Origin of the sequence: Companilactobacillus baiquanensis, assembly GCF_003946605.1 — a bacterium.
Lineage (GTDB): Bacteria > Bacillota > Bacilli > Lactobacillales > Lactobacillaceae > Companilactobacillus > Companilactobacillus baiquanensis.
The window spans coordinates 41,377-58,458 of sequence record NZ_RHOQ01000005.1; the positions used below are offsets into that span (position 1 = coordinate 41,377).

20 protein-coding genes are annotated in these 17,082 nt (G+C 33.5%); 16 read left to right on the forward strand and 4 right to left on the reverse strand.

The window, feature by feature from the left end; translation table 11 throughout:
- Positions 1–14 precede the first annotated feature (14 nt).
- The 12 genes from EKM77_RS08550 to EKM77_RS08600 all read left to right on the forward strand — a co-directional run bounded on the left by EKM77_RS08550 (position 15) and on the right by EKM77_RS08600 (position 8,893).
- Positions 15–842 (forward strand): glutamate ABC transporter substrate-binding protein, encoded by an 828-nt coding sequence (locus EKM77_RS08550; RefSeq protein ID WP_125593640.1) that lies wholly within the window; start codon positions 15–17, stop codon positions 840–842.
- A complete protein-coding gene (locus EKM77_RS08555) occupies positions 839–1,477 on the forward strand; it encodes an amino acid ABC transporter permease (RefSeq protein ID WP_125593641.1) in 639 nt (212 codons plus the stop codon). The genes EKM77_RS08550 and EKM77_RS08555 overlap by 4 nt, the downstream gene beginning before the upstream one ends.
- 13 nt (positions 1,478–1,490) lie before the next feature.
- Positions 1,491–2,144: an amino acid ABC transporter permease gene (locus EKM77_RS08560; RefSeq protein WP_125593642.1), complete on the forward strand. Its 654-nt coding sequence runs from the start codon at positions 1,491–1,493 to the stop codon at positions 2,142–2,144.
- Positions 2,145–2,166: 22 nt separating this feature from the next.
- Positions 2,167–2,325, forward strand: a complete 159-nt coding sequence (locus EKM77_RS10970; RefSeq protein WP_164507753.1) for a hypothetical protein — start codon at positions 2,167–2,169, stop codon at positions 2,323–2,325.
- Positions 2,326–2,739: 414 nt separating this feature from the next.
- A complete protein-coding gene (nhaC, locus tag EKM77_RS08565) occupies positions 2,740–4,149 on the forward strand; it encodes a Na+/H+ antiporter NhaC (RefSeq protein ID WP_125593643.1) in 1,410 nt (469 codons plus the stop codon).
- A 189-nt stretch (positions 4,150–4,338) separates the two neighbouring features.
- Entirely contained in the window at positions 4,339–5,244 is a 906-nt protein-coding gene (locus EKM77_RS08570; protein ID WP_125593644.1) for an efflux RND transporter periplasmic adaptor subunit, read from the forward strand.
- An 11-nt stretch (positions 5,245–5,255) separates the two neighbouring features.
- Positions 5,256–5,927, forward strand: coding sequence for an ABC transporter ATP-binding protein (locus EKM77_RS08575; RefSeq protein ID WP_125593645.1), 672 nt, complete (start codon positions 5,256–5,258; stop codon positions 5,925–5,927).
- Entirely contained in the window at positions 5,927–7,081 is a 1,155-nt protein-coding gene (locus EKM77_RS08580) for an ABC transporter permease (RefSeq protein WP_125593646.1), read from the forward strand. Before EKM77_RS08575 ends, EKM77_RS08580 begins: the two co-directional genes overlap by 1 nt.
- Positions 7,082–7,089: 8 nt before the next feature.
- Positions 7,090–7,545 carry a hypothetical protein gene (locus EKM77_RS08585; RefSeq protein ID WP_125593647.1) on the forward strand — a complete coding sequence of 152 codons (456 nt, stop codon included), beginning with the start codon at positions 7,090–7,092 and terminating at the stop codon, positions 7,543–7,545.
- A 93-nt stretch (positions 7,546–7,638) separates the two neighbouring features.
- On the forward strand, positions 7,639–8,256 hold the full coding sequence (locus tag EKM77_RS08590; protein WP_164507754.1) for a hypothetical protein: 618 nt from the start codon (positions 7,639–7,641) through the stop codon (positions 8,254–8,256).
- Positions 8,257–8,291: 35 nt separating this feature from the next.
- Positions 8,292–8,504 carry a hypothetical protein gene (locus EKM77_RS08595; protein ID WP_125593649.1) on the forward strand — a complete coding sequence of 71 codons (213 nt, stop codon included), beginning with the start codon at positions 8,292–8,294 and terminating at the stop codon, positions 8,502–8,504.
- A gap of 170 nt (positions 8,505–8,674) precedes the next feature.
- Positions 8,675–8,893 carry a P8 family protein gene (locus EKM77_RS08600; RefSeq protein WP_125593650.1) on the forward strand — a complete coding sequence of 73 codons (219 nt, stop codon included), beginning with the start codon at positions 8,675–8,677 and terminating at the stop codon, positions 8,891–8,893.
- Between the two features lie 49 nt (positions 8,894–8,942).
- On the opposite strand, the gene EKM77_RS08605 is transcribed toward EKM77_RS08600, so the two are convergent.
- The gene (locus tag EKM77_RS08605; RefSeq protein ID WP_125593651.1) at positions 8,943–10,637 is read right to left on the reverse strand and encodes a phosphoenolpyruvate carboxykinase; all 1,695 of its coding nucleotides are present in this window, start codon (positions 10,635–10,637) and stop codon (positions 8,943–8,945) included.
- Positions 10,638–10,898: 261 nt separating this feature from the next.
- Between EKM77_RS08605 and EKM77_RS08610 the strand changes: the two genes are divergently transcribed.
- Positions 10,899–11,621 carry an NrtR DNA-binding winged helix domain-containing protein gene (locus EKM77_RS08610; RefSeq protein WP_125593652.1) on the forward strand — a complete coding sequence of 241 codons (723 nt, stop codon included), beginning with the start codon at positions 10,899–10,901 and terminating at the stop codon, positions 11,619–11,621.
- A 105-nt stretch (positions 11,622–11,726) separates the two neighbouring features.
- The gene (locus EKM77_RS08615) at positions 11,727–12,911 is read left to right on the forward strand and encodes an MFS transporter (RefSeq protein ID WP_125593653.1); all 1,185 of its coding nucleotides are present in this window, start codon (positions 11,727–11,729) and stop codon (positions 12,909–12,911) included.
- 224 nt (positions 12,912–13,135) lie between these two features.
- Here EKM77_RS08615 and EKM77_RS08620 read toward each other — a convergent pair whose 3' ends face one another.
- Positions 13,136–13,795 carry a histidine phosphatase family protein gene (locus EKM77_RS08620; protein WP_125593654.1) on the reverse strand — a complete coding sequence of 220 codons (660 nt, stop codon included), beginning with the start codon at positions 13,793–13,795 and terminating at the stop codon, positions 13,136–13,138.
- Between the two features lie 146 nt (positions 13,796–13,941).
- On the opposite strand from EKM77_RS08620, the gene EKM77_RS08625 reads away from it, so the two are divergent.
- Positions 13,942–14,562, forward strand: a complete 621-nt coding sequence (locus EKM77_RS08625; protein ID WP_125593655.1) for an NAD(P)-dependent oxidoreductase — start codon at positions 13,942–13,944, stop codon at positions 14,560–14,562.
- Between the two features lie 9 nt (positions 14,563–14,571).
- Complete coding sequence (locus tag EKM77_RS08630) at positions 14,572–15,015, forward strand: flavodoxin domain-containing protein (RefSeq protein ID WP_125593656.1); 444 nt, start codon at positions 14,572–14,574, stop codon at positions 15,013–15,015.
- Between the two features lie 94 nt (positions 15,016–15,109).
- On the opposite strand, the gene ilvA is transcribed toward EKM77_RS08630, so the two are convergent.
- Positions 15,110–16,381, reverse strand: coding sequence for a threonine ammonia-lyase IlvA (gene ilvA / locus EKM77_RS08635; protein ID WP_125593657.1), 1,272 nt, complete (start codon positions 16,379–16,381; stop codon positions 15,110–15,112).
- A gap of 99 nt (positions 16,382–16,480) precedes the next feature.
- A complete protein-coding gene (locus EKM77_RS08640; protein WP_125593658.1) occupies positions 16,481–16,735 on the reverse strand; it encodes a hypothetical protein in 255 nt (84 codons plus the stop codon).
- Between the last annotated feature and the right edge of the window lie 347 nt (positions 16,736–17,082).

Below are 17,082 nucleotides of genomic sequence, written 5' to 3' on the forward strand. Positions count from 1 at the left end.
GGGGAGTAACAGATATGAAAAGGTTTAAATATGTAACACTTTTGATTACGTCTTTACTCCTTGTCTTGACGCTGGCAGGGTGTGGTTCTAAACCACTGTCATCTCAAAATGTTTTGGAAAACGACAAGCAATCTAACACCATTACATGGGGAGTTAAGGCTGATCAAAAGTTGATTGGTTTAATTGATGTTAAAGATGGTCAAGAAAAGGGATTTGAAATTGATTTAGCCAAGGCCATTACTAAAAAAGTTTTAGGTAAGAACGGAAAAGCTAAGTTTGTTACTGTTACATCACAATCTAGAATTCCGTTATTAAAGAATGGAAATATTGATGCGATCATTGCAACAATGTCTATTTTGCCTGACCGTAAAAAAGTAATTGATTTCTCTGATTCATATTTTAGTGCTGGACAATCTATCTTGGTTAAAAAAGGATCATCGATCAAGAGTGTTAAAGATTTGAACGGTAAAACCGTTACAAGTGCAGTTGGATCTAATTCCGTTGATAATATTCATAAAATAGCACCAAAAGCCCGTGTTCTTCAATTACCAGATTTTGCTCAAGCACTGACGGCTTTAAAGTCTGGTCAAGGTGAAGCTATGACGACTGATAATGTTATTTTGGCTGGGCTGGCAGTTGAAAACCCAGGTTACAAATTAGTCGGTGGAACATTTACAACTGAACCTTATGGTATTGGTATCAATAAAGGCCAAGGTGACTTTAAAAAAGCAATCAACAAAGGTTTAAAAGAAGTTATTAAAGATGGTACGTATAACAAGCTGATCATGAAATGGTTTGGAAACGTTCCTGGATTCAACTATAAGGAGGTGCTCAGAAAATGATAAAACTACTTGTAGATAATTGGTCGGAATTCATTTCTGGATTCGGCTGGACAGTATTATCCAGTATTGTGGCCTTATTTTTCAGTTTGATCATTGGTTCTCTCTTTGCGATTTTAGAGGTTATGCCTAGTAAAGTCGCCCGCGTGATCGGGAACGTCTATGTTGAGATTTTCCGTAATATTCCATTGTTAGTTATAACGATGTTCTTTTACTTAGTAATTCCGTTATATGTTGTTAAAATCAATGGATTTACAGCTGGTACGATTGGATTGACGATTTATACATCAGCCTTTATCGCTGAAACCGTTCGTTCTGGTATTAATTCCGTTGACGTTGGTCAGATGGAAGCTTCTCGTGCTCAAGGTATGACTTTCTGGCAGGCGATGCGTTATATCGTCTTACCACAAGCCTTTAAATTGGTAATTCCACCACTTGGGAATCAATTTATTAACTTAGTTAAAAATTCATCAGTTCTAGCCTTTGTTGCTGGATTTGATTTGATGTATCAAGGTAACGCAATTGCATCGACAAGTTTTCAAACAGTAAATACGTACATTATAGTTGGTTTGTTCTACTTAGTTATTACTTTGCCGATCAGCTACTATATGCAACATCTAGAAAGAAAATTAGCTTAGAGGGGGACGTATTATGCAAAATTGGATAGATGCTTATTCATGGATCAATATACGATTCCTGCTCCAAGGTTTGGAAATCACTATATTGATCTCTGTAATTTCTGTTGTATTAAGTTTTATTTTTGGATCAGTTTTGGGAATCATTAGATATGCTAAGATCCCTTATTTTTCAAGGATCGTAGGATTTATTATTGATGTTGTTCGTAATTTACCTTTACTATTGATCATCTTCTTCACTTACTTTGGATTGCCAGCATTTGGTTTCAAACCAGATACAATTCCTGCTGCAATTTTGGCGATGACATTTTTTGAATCAATGATGATCGCTGAAATTATTCGTTCAGGTATTTTGGCAGTTGATATTGGTCAAATGGAAGCAGCACGTGCCCAAGGCATGAAGCTTGGACAAGCTATGTGGCATGTTATTTTGCCCCAAGCTTATAAAAAGATGATCCCAGCCTTGGTTAGTCAATTTATTTCGTTGATCAAGGATACATCTCTTGCAACTATCATTGTGGTGCCAGAGTTGATGCAACATGGACAAGTTGTCTACGGACAAAATCCTAATTACATTATTCCAGTCTTTGTAATTATGGCGGTAATGTACTTTATCGTATGTTATGCATTGTCATTGCTTTCAAAATATATTGATCGTCGAATGGCTTAATTTGTGAAAGGGAGTTACCACTATGAAAGATAAAATTGAAGCAGTAAAAGGATCAAAAAATTCTACTAATCCGTGGTTTACGGGGAAGTATGATAATTATGATTTTGAAGCAATAAAAAATGAGTTAGATTTTCCAATTGATAACGGTTATGTTGTTGGTAAGGAGATTCTTGAGTTTTAACCAACAATTAAAATTAGAAATTTATTAAAATAATAACTTGACTTGTAATTTAAACACTGCTAATATTCATATCAATCACATAAACAAATTAAGTGTTTGAACTAAGTAATGCTGTATCTGTGTGTAAGAAAGCCGGTGGTTGATGCGAACCGGTCAGGATATAGTACAGAAATACCAAACACGACTTGGTTATCCAAGCGGAAAAAGAGAACCGTTATTTCTCAAGAGTGGAGTAATAGTTGTAAGACTATTCTCAAATTGGGTGGTACCACGGTAAAAGTCGTCCCTGTTATTTAAATATAGCAGGAACGGCTTTTTTTATACTCAAGGGGGTATTGATATGGAAACTTCAGGCGGTAATCCTCGATATTGATTCGACGATTTAAAGCAAAAAAATTCGAGGAGATTTTAATTATGGAAAAGAAAGTAAGTTTTAGAGAATCCATGACGATTCTAATAGTTATGTTAATAATTTTAGGTACTAGTGTTATTAAATTCGGATTGTCCCCACAAACTCCAGTTTTGGTAGTTATTGGCTTATTGATCCTTTGGGCAAAAGTCAGAAAGAATAGTTGGGATGATATTCATAATGGTATTATGGACGGCGTTAAAAATGGTATCGTGCCAATTTTCATTTTTATTTTGATTGGTGCCTTGATCGGAACTTGGATCGCAGCAGGAATTATTCCATCAATGATGGTAGCTGGATTCCATATGATTTCAACACAATGGTTTGTTCCATCTGTTTTCCTAGTTTGTGCTTTGATCGGAACTTCGATCGGTAGTGCTTTTACAATTATTTCTACAATCGGTATCGCACTATTTGGAATGGGAACTACACTTGGTATTAATCCCGCTTTAGTTGCCGGAGCAATTATCTCTGGTGCTATCTTTGGTGATAAGACTTCACCACTTTCAGATTCAACTAACTTGGCTTCAGCCATTGCTGGTTCAGATTTGTTTTCTCATATCAAAAATTTAATGTGGACAACAATTCCCGCATTTATTATTTCATTGATTCTATACGCTGTTATTGGTAATAGCGGTTCAGGCGCTAGTTTAGGTAAAATTGATACAACTTTGAATGTTTTAAACTCTAATTTCACAATTACTTGGTGGGCAATTCTTCCAATCGCATTACTTTTCGTTTGTGCCTTCTTAAAGATTCCGGCTATTGCAACTTTGATTTTAAATATCACTGTTACGATCGGTATGATTTTTATTGAAAATCCTTCAACACCAATTAAATCAGTTGCAGGTTTTATCGAATCAGGATTTATTTCAAAGACAGGTAATGCCAGTGTCGATGCACTACTTACTCGTGGTGGTATCAGCTCAATGATGGGTACAGTTTCATTGATTTTTCTTACATTGTCACTTGGTGGTTTGTTAATGAAGTTTGATATTATTCAAACAGCTATGCAACCACTTGCTAAACGTTTGAAGACAACAGGACCACTTGTTACAGCTACAATTCTTTCAGGTATTGGAGTTAATATCTTTGTTGGTGAACAATACTTATCAGTTATCCTTCCTGGTAAAGCATTTAAAGAAACATTCAATAAGCGTGGACTTGATAATTTAGCTCTTAGCCGTGTTCTTGAAGATGGTGGTACAGTTATCAACTACTTGATCCCTTGGGGTGTTGCTGGCGCATTTGCAGCCAATACACTAGGCGTATCAACTTTGGAATTCTTACCATTCTGTTTCTTCAGTCTACTTTCACCGATCCTTTCTATTATTAGTGGTTTCACAGGTATTGGTTTGAAACGTTTATCTAGTTCAAAAAAGACAGTTAAAAGCTCTAAAGCAGTGACTGCCTAATATTTGGCAAAACGTCAAAGAAAACGTTATAAAATGATCTAAAATTCAATATATATAAATTTATTAATCATAAAAAGCGTAATAACGACTATATTACTTAAATAGTTGTTATTGCGCTTTTTGAGTGATTTTGAATTTAAAAGATGAGCTGTTATCCTTAAAACTATCTTTGTTTAGGGAGAATTTTGCATGAAGAAAATTAAAATTGCCATTTGGGGAATTAATGTCATTTTATTAGGAATAGTTTTATTTTTAGCTTTTGGTAAAAGTAATACGACCGAACCTAAATATACTACTTACACGGTAAAATCACAGAGTACGAATTATTTTACCGGAGTGGTTCAAGCTGATGAAAAAAATGCTGTTAGTGCTGAACCTAAATCGTCTGATGAGGTACTGGCTTCAACACAAGTTATTAACGGTCAAAAGGTTATGAAGGGTCAAACTATTTTTACATTTTATGAAGATATGTCCGGTGAAATTAATAGTGTGAATTTAGAAATCAATCAAATAAATTTAGCTATTCAAGAAGTAAATAAGAATACAACTAAAACAGCCGATGACAAAATAGAATTGGCTAAAGATCAGCAAAATTTGGCGGATGCACAAGATAAATTGAATAAACTAAATAAGCAGCAAAATCGTGTAGTCGCAGCGCCAATTTCTGGTACTTACTACAAAGATAGTGAAGGTCACAGTTATATTTATGGCAATCCAGTTATTTTGGGTAATGTGAATGAATTTAGTTTGGATAAAATTAAAATCGGTAAAAACGTTACAGTTGTTAAAAATAATGGTAAAGAAATTTCAGGAACATATTCAAAAAAAGACGCCATACCGTATAACAATGGTTCCGTATCTTATTATCATTTCCAAGTAAGCACAGACGAAAGCTTGCCATATGGAATGCATGTTCAAATTAAGAATAAATCACTAGGTTATAAAATTCCTGCAAGTGCAGTTAAAGATGAAGATACTGTCTATCTTTTGAAAAATAACAAGAAACATAAAGTCATCTTAAACCTAACTAAACATGGTAATGATTACTACACTAAAGAAGATATCAAGGCCGGCGATAAGCTAGTCTTGTTTTAGGCGGTGATCATATGCTTAAAGTAACTGATATAGGAAAAACATACGGCAAGTTCATTGCACTTGAAAATATAAATCTTGAAGTTTCAGATGGAGAATTTTTAGCGATCATGGGTCCGTCAGGCTCTGGGAAATCGACTTTGATCAACATTTTGGGTCTGTTAGATCAGAAATACACTGGAGAATATTTGCTAAAGGATAAATCATATAAAGATGCTAATGATAATTACTTATCAAGGATTCGTGGTGATCAATTAGGATTTGTCTTTCAAAATTTTAAGTTATTAACGACGTACAGTGTTTATGAAAATATTGAAGTTCCGTTAATTTATAGTAAACAAAAACAAGCTAATAAACGTGAATTGATCGAAGATGTAATAAATAAAGTAGGTCTGGAGGGCAAAGAGAAGAATACTCCTTCTGAACTCTCAGGTGGACAGCAACAACGTGTGGCGATTGCTAGAGCAATTGTTAATCGACCTAATTTAATCATTGCTGATGAACCAACAGGAGCCCTAGATTCCAAAACTAGTACAGAGATCATGGATATTTTTACTAATCTAAATAAAGCTGGCACAACAATCATTATGGTTACACATGATCGAGAAGTTGCTGACTATGCCATGAGAACTGTCTACATACGTGATGGTCATCTATATAATGACGAAAAGAGTGTGAAAAAATAATGTTAGATAAAGTTATGATCGCACTCAAATCAATCGGTAAGAATAAGAATCGAAATTTTTTGACGATGCTAGGTATTATTATTGGTATTGCTAGCGTTATTTGTATTTTGGCAATTGGGGATGGCTTTACTCACGTTGCCACTAAAGGGATGCAAGATCACAATACTAAAAATAAAGTGACTTTAGAATTTACTGCTTCATCAGATGAGGATACCAAAAGTGGATTTACTAGAGATGATCTGGCTGTTTTAGAGGGTATTAAAGGGGTCGATCATGTCAAGCTCACTAGTAGTAATCCTGAAGCCAGTGTGACAGTTCAACATCAAACTAAGAAGACTTCAGCAACACTTAATAAAGTTCCCAAAAGAGTTAAATTATATAGAGGTTTTGGAACAATATTAAATTCCGATGATACGGGCAATATCTTCATTTCTAAAGATTTAGCAGATAGGGCCTTTAAAGGTAAAGCATTAAATAAGAGATTAGTTATTAATGACAATGTTTATGTTGTAAGTGGAATATATAAAATAGGTGATTTTGAATATCGTCCTGATATTTATGTTTCTAAAACTACATTCAAACAATTATTTGCTGGTCAAATTTCACAAGATGAGGCCAGGCTATCTGTTCAGCCTTCTGCTAATAAAAAAGCAGTTGGAAAAAGTGCTGTAAATGAAATGAAAAAATTTGGTGAAGATTCCAAATTGGGTAAATACTCGATTTCTCATCCTGATCAAATTAGTAAGAGTTTTACAAAGACTTTGAATAATATTACTTATTTCGTTGCTTTTGTAGCGGGAATTTCATTATTAATCGCTGGTATTGGTGTTATGAACGTCATGTATATCACCGTTTCTGAACGTAGAAAAGAGATCGGTATCAGACGTGCCTTTGGTGCAACCGCAGGGGATATCAGAAATCAATTCTTAATTGAAAGTATTGTACTTTGTGTGATCGGGGGATTGATTGGGATAGCTTTAGGTTACGGGGTGGTACAAATTATTAATAGTTTCTTACCATTTAAGGCAGTAGTCACAACGTACGCAATTATTATGTCATTATCCGTTTCGACAATAGTTGGCTTAGTATTTGGATTTATTCCAGCTAATAAAGCAGCTAAATCGCCACTTGTAGGATTACTTAAAGAAGAATAGGGGACTTTATGAAAAAATTATATAGGTTAGATAAAGTTAGTTTAATAGGAGTTTTCTTGATTTATTGCTTTTTAGAAATCATCACGTTATTTTTAGGTGATAAAAAATTAGCCGGAGCCCCAGCTGCAGCTATGAAGTTCAAATTTTTAATTTTTGCTGTTGAAGCAATATTAATTTTTGTAGTTTTGTATGGGATTTTCTATTTGTTATTAAAGAATACCCCAGCCGATAAAAAAGCACTTTTTGTAAATGTTGTTTTAGGACTGGCGGTAACTAGTATTTTAAGTTCAATAATATTTGCCTTTATAACTAAAGATACTAATATCTGGCAGAAAGTAGTTACTGGAATTGTAGGATCTGGTTTGATGATTTGGTTAAATTGGAAAAATTTAAAAATTGATCAAGCAAATAAAATCAAAATTACAATATGGAATGTTATTTGGCTTGTATTAAGTATCGTTTAAATGATAAAAATACATATTGATAAATAATGGCAGGGCTATCTTAGTCCTGCTATTATTTTGTGTATGAAGAGAATATTTTGGATAATCTTACCAATGTTAATGCTTGTTGGCTGCCGTCATAATAAATACCATCAATATGTTATTTCTAAAAATAAGCAGCATTGGAATCAAGGATTAAAAAATACCACAACAAAAAAAGAGCCCAGTTTTGGGATGATGGATTATAATAACGACCCACTAACTTGGCAGCAATTTAAAGCTAAAAATAACTTGATAATTTTAGGGACAGTTGTTGATTATGAGAAAAATAGAAATCAGAATATTTTTCCTACAACTAAGGTTCAAGTTAGGATCGATAAGGTCTTATTTGGTAAGAAAATGAATAAGTATATAACGACGACTTTTCCTTCAGGATTTGGATATGCTAATGAAATTGAGTTGATTGATAAAACAATGAATGAGGAATATTTCTATCAAAAGAATTCATTCCCTTTACCTAAAATAGGTAGTAAATTTGTGACGGGGATGAATTTATTGCATGGCAAGTATCAAGTGAGCTCTCCTTTATTTAATTTTTGGGTACTAAAGAATGATCGTCTTAAATTAAATAATTTGGATTTAAATGATATTAAAAATGATGAAAAGGTTAGTCAGTTACTTGATTTAACAGACTTTTTAAATTGCAAATTAAACATTGGTAAGAACAGATAAATCGTGATATTCTTTTTGAAAAAGGGGATAGGACCATGATGTTTAGTTCGACTATCATAATAGTTCTTCTTTTAGCACTGGTTTGGTACGCATTTTCCAAGGATAATGGCAAGCCAGTAAAATTTAACAAAAACAGAGCACCGCTTATTATTGGAATCGTTGTAGCTGTGCTAGTTATTTTTACCGTTATACCAGCGTTACACATGTTCCCATTTACTCACGGTTATTATATGGGATGTTTTAGGTAAAACGTCATTAAGCAAACTTCTTTACAAGAGATCGGGATGAGATTATTATCAACCATAACCTTATTTGAAAATGTTTGTATAAACATATAAATCAATAAGGGCTTTTGTTAAACATCTCGATAATAATGATTTACAATGGTACTTGTAATCAAAGAAAGGAAGCTTTAATAATGGCTGTATCAGTAGATAAAACAAGTTTATTAGATATGAAAATGAGTGAAGTTTTTGATTGGAGTGACTCAACTCTACCAGTTAGAGATGCTATCTGGGATCACTTTATGGAAGCATCAAATCATGATACTGATAAAACAGTAGTAGAGGCTAAGAAATATGAAGATATGGACGAAGCCGATTTGAAGCCAGCTGTTGAGAAGTTACTTAAAAAATAAAATTTAATATAATAAAAAAAGCAGATCAGGCGATCTGCTTTTTTGGTGCTTAATTATTCATTAATTGATTTAATAATTCTTTAGCTGATTCTTGCAAGCTATCTTTTGATTTGTCATACCCTAGATGAGTATAAATTTCACCAACGTAAACTTTATCTTTATAAAGCTTGTTAAATACCTTGTCGATTACCGGACGAGTTTTTTCTTCTTCTTGAACTGGGCCAAATGGATTAGCGAAGAATGTTGTACTCATGCCTACTTCATCAGTTGTGCCGAGAGCTTTTCTCTTACCAGCAATGAATGTTTTCTTTGCCTCATCTTCATCAGGGAATTGATGCAAACCGATCTCTGAATCATAATTATTAGCATAAACCCACATATCAATACTATGGTGTTCGACCACACGTTTATAAGTATTAGCAGGTAAAATAACACGAGCATTTTTCAACTCTGGATTTAAGTAAATACCACGGTCCATATTATTGAAAGCTACGGAGCTACTTAAATCATCCAAACGAACGAAAGCACCAGTTTCAGTACCTTGAGCATAAACATTGCCGTCATCATCAAATGCAAAACTACCCATGTCATCAAAAATAGTTTCAATATTTAAAATTTTATCATCAGCAATTTCTTGTAGAGCTTCAATTGATTCAGATTTTCCGGCACCTGAGTCCCCAAAGAAAACAACAGACTTAGTCTTACCATTTGAGAAACTGATTCTAACCATTGATCCATGGATTGGAAGACGATTCTCATAAATCATATGCAAGTTATGAAGTGTCAAACACATTTTCTTCATGTAACCAAAGTAAGTTGTCTTATCATTATATGGAACTTCACCAATCCAAAGATCATTTTCTTCGTCGTGGTAATAGTGACAAACATCACCTTCAGTTTTGTCTAATCCAAATAACAAAATTTCATCAGGCTTTTTACCTTCAATACTTGCTGTATCAGCAACTTCAAACAAGTTGGCTAGAGCAATTCCACTAACAAAATAATCACGATGGAAGTAAATATAGGCTAGGCTTTCACCAATTTTGGCTGGGAAACAGAACCAATCTTTTTGATCACCATCAAATTTAGCTATTGGATTATCTTTAACAGCATCAAAGACACCTTCACGCTTGTTGCTCTTAGTGTGCATCATCATTGGAGGACGTAACATAAGGGTGTCTAAGAATCTAATGTTTTGTAATGCTTCATACCCCTTTGGTGTAGGCCAAGAAATTGATTGTGTTAGAACACAGGCATTTGTACCAGCGTTAACTTGACGGTATGCACGGTTAGAAAAACCTTGTAATTTCTCTTCAATAGCACGGTATAACTGAAGAACAATTTCATTAAAGCGATTATCGATATCCATAAAATCGTTAGTTACGATTTCACTATTGTGTTTATTGATCAGAGAAACTCTAAAGTATGAACGATAGAATGAATATAAATCTTCAATACTTTTCAGTATCAAATTTCGGTCATATTTTTCGTATCCAGATTTATTATCTACTAAGATAGCTTTCAAAGTATTGGTGTATGTTTTGGAATCCAATTTCTCAAAGTCGTTAGTTGATGTTTTTTTGCTTTCTTTGAGATAAAGCTTTACTAGCTTAGCGAAGCTTTCGGAGTTGATCAATTGAAAAATATCACGAACATATTCTTCGTTATAGTTGATTACAGCTACTGAACGATCAGGGTTAATATAAAATCCTTCCGTTTCAACAGCATCTGATGGTTTCAACATATGTTAAATTTCCCCTTTCAATTTAAAGACTTAAACTACATTCTAAAACATTTTACTGAAAACTTATACACTAAGTTAAATGAAAATGAGATTTTTTTAATAAAAAGCTTAAATAAAAATATTTTTTCTAATACAAATAAGAAAATTAAAGACTTTTTCTTATTAAAATAATTACCACATTATTATAATAAGAATGATAAATTAAACATAGTTAATTGCCTACTACTTATTGTAAAATTAAAAATAAGGAGGCAGTTTAAGATGGCTGAAATCAGTATTACTAACGTTATTTGGAGCTTTAATAGCAAGACAAAAGAATTGTTGGTCCTTTTATTGAAAAGAACTGAAAATCAAATGTGGGGCTTACCTACAACTTATTTGCGTAAAGATGAAAATGCTGAGGAGGCTTCTTTACGGTTAGTACGTGAGAAGATCGGCGTAGACCTTCCACTAGTTAATACTGAACAATTAGCTACCTTTACCGATATTCATAGAAGTAAAAAAAGGGAACTGGCCTTAACTTATATGATTTATCTGCCAGACATGCCTAAATTAGTTCCAGGATATGGGGCTGATGATGCGCAGTGGTTCATTGTTGATCCAAGTATTGATAATTATAAATTGACTCATGGCAAACTATCTTTTGAAACTTTGAAAGATAGTGTAGATCGTGACAAATTTTATTCTGATTCAGAAAAGTATCGGAAAAAAGACGGATTATTTGCAGATCATAGTTTAATTCTACGTACAGCTTTTAGTCGAGTTAGAAATCGTCTTGACTATTCGCCAACAATATTGCGTATTTTGGGACCAACTTTTACCTTAAAAAAGGCTAGGATCATCTATTCGATCCTTCTAAGAATCCCGCTTTCAGAAATAGACAATTCAAATTTCCGTAAGACTCATCGCCATTTATTTCAAGAAGTAGGAGTAGAAAATCTAAAGATGGCTGGTCGTCCGGGTAAGGTTTATCGGTTAAAATAGATAACTTGACATGACTTTTATTGTCATGTTATTCTTTTGAAGTTTTAAAAGTAAAATGTACCTAAATTATTTTTTTAATAAAAAATATTAAAATGGAGATGGAATATGCAAAACGTTTTAACTAGAAGTAACAAGTTACTATTTGTTATTGGTACGGCATGGCTTTTCGACGCCATGGATGTTGCATTATTATCATTTATTATGCCAATTGTTGAGAGTGAATGGGGTTTGGCACCTACTCAAATTGGATATCTTAGTGCCGTAACATCTTTAGGAATGATTTTTGGATCATTGGGCTGTGGATATTTGGCCGATAAATTTGGTCGTAAGCATGTAATGATCGGGACGTTGATCTTATTTTCAGTAGGAAATCTTTTACTAGCTTTTACTAGGGATGTAAATACATTTATGTTAGTAAGATTTATCACTGGTATTGGATTAGGTGGAGAGTTACCGGTGGCGGCAACTATGCTAGCTGATTCTTTCTCTGGAAAAACTCAATCTAGGATGTTGGTTTTAGCTGATAGTTTCTGGGCCATTGGTTGGATTTTTGCGTCATTATTATCATTTTTAGTTATGCCTATTTTTGGTTGGAGAATAACAGTTATTTTCACATTCTTAGTGTCTTTATATGCCTTTGTTATGAGAAGACATTTGCCAGATGAATATATTAAAACTAAAAGAGATAAGATAAATATTTTCCAGTCACTAAAAGATATTTGGTCTGGTAAGTATTTAAGAGCTACTAGTGTTTTGACTGTTTTATGGTTTGTAGTCATGTTTTCATATTATGGAATGTTTTTATGGCTTCCAAGTGTTTTAATTTTAAAAGGTTTTACGATTTTTCACGGTTTTGCTTATACGTTATTGATGAGTTTGGCACAATTACCAGGTTATTATTTAGCTGCTTGGTTGATGGGTAAAATTAGTCGTAAGAAGATTTTAATTATTTATCTTTTAGGAACTATTGTAAGTGCTTTTATTTTTGGAACAGCTAATAACGAAATTGTTATATTTATTGGTGGTGCACTATTGTCATTCTTCAATTTAGGTGCATGGGGAACACTTATTGCCTTTACTCCTAGTCATTATGAAGCAAAAATTCGTGGAGTTGGAGTTGGATTTACTCAATCGATTGGTCGAGTTGGTGCAACACTTGGACCTTTCTTAATAGGAGCATTATTAGGGATGGGATTGAGTATTTCAATGATATTTATGATGTTTGTAGCAGTTTTAGCAATCGGTATTTTAGTATTATTGTTTGGAATAAACGATGTTAAGATGGAATAGCTAATGGTTTAAAAAAACTTGTTCAGCTTTCGATTGTTAAATTAAAAAAGTGCAGTAATCCAATTTTGGATTACTGCACTTTTTGGGTACATCTAATTTGTTTATTGCAACGCGTTATATAAGGCAGAGACCTCCGCTTAGCTACGAATATCGAACAATTGCAAATGCGCAATTATTCGATATCCTAGGCTATGCTCAGTCTCTAACCGTCTTATATAACGCTCTTATATAATCATTTGATTATAACTTGTAACAAGATTTTTACCATTATCGCGTTCAAGCATAGTTAAACTTGAATTTCTTGGACTGTCTGTTACATCAAATTGACCATCACTATAACGATCTGTGATTGATCTGATAGTTGTTCCGTGTGAAACAAGTAAAATTTTATCTCCATCTTTAGCTATTTTATCAATAGCATCAAATCCACGATTGATTCTAGTCCAATATTCTTCAGCATTTTCAGCATCGTGGAAAGGATCGGCTTCCTTCATGAAATCTTTAGTTGCATTTAGATCATATTTATCAATAATATCGCTAAATCCCTTGGCACCATGTGGTTGTCCGACCATGAACCAAGCCTCGGGTGAATTCATTCCTTCAAAATAACCATAAAATTGTTCTCTGAATTCCATCAATTTAGTGGGATTCAATTTATCTTTATTCATATTTTCATCAACAATTAATTTGCATGTGTCGATAGCTCGTCTAGCGTCTGATGAAAAAGCTGCACTGAAGTCAACATCTTTTAGTGCGACGGCAGCTTTTTTTGCAATTTCCACACCATCTGGTGCTAACGGTGTATCTGACCAGCCCTGCATTTTGTTATAACGATTAAACCAAGTACGACCGTGACGAATTAAGTATATTTGGTATTTTGCCATTTTGTTCCTCCTAAAGATTTATCAACTCTAATGATACTACATGTGTATCAAGTACCGTCAAATTAAAAAGAATTGTTCTAGTGAGCCTAATATGTAGGAATTATTGTTTATTTTGTGTAAAGTAAAAAGTAGTGGGAGGTATTTTAATGAAAATAGCTGTAATTGGAGCAAATGGTAAGCAAGGATCAATGATTGTTGAGGAATCATTCAAACGTGGTTTAGATGTTACATCAATTGTACGTAATGAAAAAAAATCTCCAACAGAAAAATTTCTTGTCAGAGATGTTTATGATTTAACGCATGATGATGTAAAAGATTTTGATGTTTTAGTGGATGCATTGGGCTTTTTTGGCGACAGTGTTAAAGAATTTGTACCCTCTACAAAACATTTGATTGATATATTAAAGGGAACTGGAACTAGACTTATGGTAGTTGGTGGTGCTGGATCTCTTTACGTCAATAAAGAACATACACAAAAGAGATTTGAACAAGACGACTTTCCAGATTTTGTAAAACCACTTAGTGAAGAAATGGGAAAGGCATTAGATGTTTTGCGTAAGAGTGATATCAATTGGACTTATATTAGTCCAGCTGATGATTTTGATTTTGATGCAGAAAAAACTGGCGGGTATGTCTTAGCCGGTGAAGAAATGACTTTTGATAAAAATGGGAAATCTAAAATAAGTTATGCTGATTATGCGATGGCTATGGTTGATGAAATATTAAATGCCAAGCACCAAAAAGAACGTATCAGTGTAAGATGGTAGGTATTTAAAATGAGTAAAATATTCTTAGGTTATATAAGTATGTCTGGCCGTAATGAAACCGTTGCAAAGCATTTAGCACATTATTTAGAGGAAAATGGTGCAGAAGTTGTTTTAGATCAATTAGTTGATGCTGACGCCTTTGATTTACCAGAGTATGACGCCGTTATAATCGAAACATATACTTATAACGATGGTGAAATACCCGAAGAGGCACAAGACTTTTTTGAAGATTTGCAAGATGTCGACTTGGCTAAAACTAAATTTGCAGTTTTAGGAGTTAGTTCAAAATCACATATTCATTTTGGAAGAGCAGTCGATTACTTTACTATGGAAATGAATTCTAGTAACGGTGATCAAGTTGCTGATTCAGTTAAAATAAATGAAGATCCAGATGATGACGATTATGCACGTGTAAATCAGCTGGCAGACTATGTTTTGAAGAGTTTGAAATAAAAAAATAAATTAGTTTCTACTATTATATAGTGCGATTTAATATAATTAAAAAGTTTTCCAAAAATGGAAAGCTTTTTTTGTTCCTAGAGATAATTTAAACTAGCATTCTGTATAGTGCGGGATTGTCTTCTAGATTTAAATAATTAGGATCGAATTGAGTTAGTCGTTCTAACAAAACTTTGAGATTATCGGCTTTACCTAAACGAACACCGATCAAAACAGGACCAGTACCACTATTAACTTTTTTCGTGTATTCAAATTTAGTGATATCATCATCGGGATTCAGTGTTTGATTGACGAATTCTCTCAATGCACCTGCACGTTGAGGGAAACTTACTAAGAAGTAATGTTGTAAACCTTGATAAACTAAGGATCTTTCTTCCATATCATGCATTCTATTAATATCATTATTTCCACCAGATACAACACAGACTACATTTTTTCCAGCCAGTTGGTCTTTATAAACTTCTAGAGCTGCAATACTCAAGGCACCAGCTGGTTCAGCGACCAGTGCAAGTTTACTATAAACATCTAAAATAGTTTTACTATCTAATCCTTCGGGAACCTGGACTAGTCGATCGACAAATTTTTGGCAAGTATTGTAAGTTAATTGGCCGACTTTTCTAACTGCAGCACCATCGACAAAAGTGTCAACGGTATTAAGATTGACGGGATGACCAACAGAAAAGGCTTTAGCCATCGAGCTGGCACCAGTTGGTTCAACACCAACAACAGTTGTTTTAGGACTAACTGCTTTAGTGTGAGTGCTTATCCCACTGATCAATCCACCGCCACCGATTGCTGCAAATAAATAATCAACATCTAAATTTTCTTTTTTTGCGTCGTCAAATACTTCGACTGCAAGCGATCCTTGTCCTGCCATGGTATTTAAATCGTCAAAAGGAGCGATGAAAGTTTGATTATTTTCTAAACAAAATTTATTTGCGGCTTCATTTGCTTCATCGAAAGTATCACCGACCATTTTGATAGTAACGTTTTTGCCTCCAAAAAATTGAACTTGATCAACTTTTTGTTGCGGTGTAGTTGTTGGCATAAAGATAGTTGCGGGAATATCCATTTTTGCACTGGTAAAAGCAACTCCTTGAGCGTGATTTCCAGCACTGGCACAAACCACACCGCGTTTCCTATCTTCTTTTGATGTTTGGGAGATGGCGTAATAAGCACCACGAATTTTGAATGATCGGACTACTTGCATATCTTCTCTTTTAAGATAGACATTACAGTTATATTTTCGTGATAGATAGTCGCTGTATTGTAAAGGTGTGTGAACGACGACTGGTTTTAATACTTCGTAAGCTTTTTTTACTTCTTCATCGGTTAAAACTGCTTTGTTGTTGGTTGTCATAATTATTTTCCTCGTATGTTTTTAAATTTTTGGATAAAAAAAGGGTTATCTGCTTAGCAGATAACCCTTTTTGACATTGAATCATGAATATTTTGATAGCTATTCCTGAAATTTACAGAAATTGATACAAATATCCAAAATGTTTTGGGAATCCCACTGAGCATTATTGTCTAAATCAAATAGCAGACTAATCAAGGCCGTTGTAGCGACGGCCTTAATAATGACAATAATAATTTCAGCATCGTTCAAAATATTTTGGACAAGCACAAGAAGACTATCGTTTTCGATAGCCTTCTTGTTTAGAGAAGCTGTTACATCAAGCATTGAATTATTTGATAGATAAGTGACTGACATATTCAGCTCCCCTTTCCTAGACATTTTAATGTGCCTTTAATTTTATTTAAATTTAACACTTTGGTAAGAAATGTCAATATATAAATAATAATATTTATTTTTGCAAAAAATATTTAACTATAAATTTTGAGATAAATTACCTATATATGCCTGAAATTTTATTGATGTTTTATCCAGCGTAATTTGGGAAAGCCCTCTTGACAATTGATTTAAAGGCGTTTAATTTAATTGCCATCAGCAAATGAAGAAAATTAGTCAATCGTTATAACGATTAAACAATGGCATTTAAGAAACTTTTGAAAATGTTGAATTTAATCTTTAATGATTTTTTATCTACTCAGCTGAAA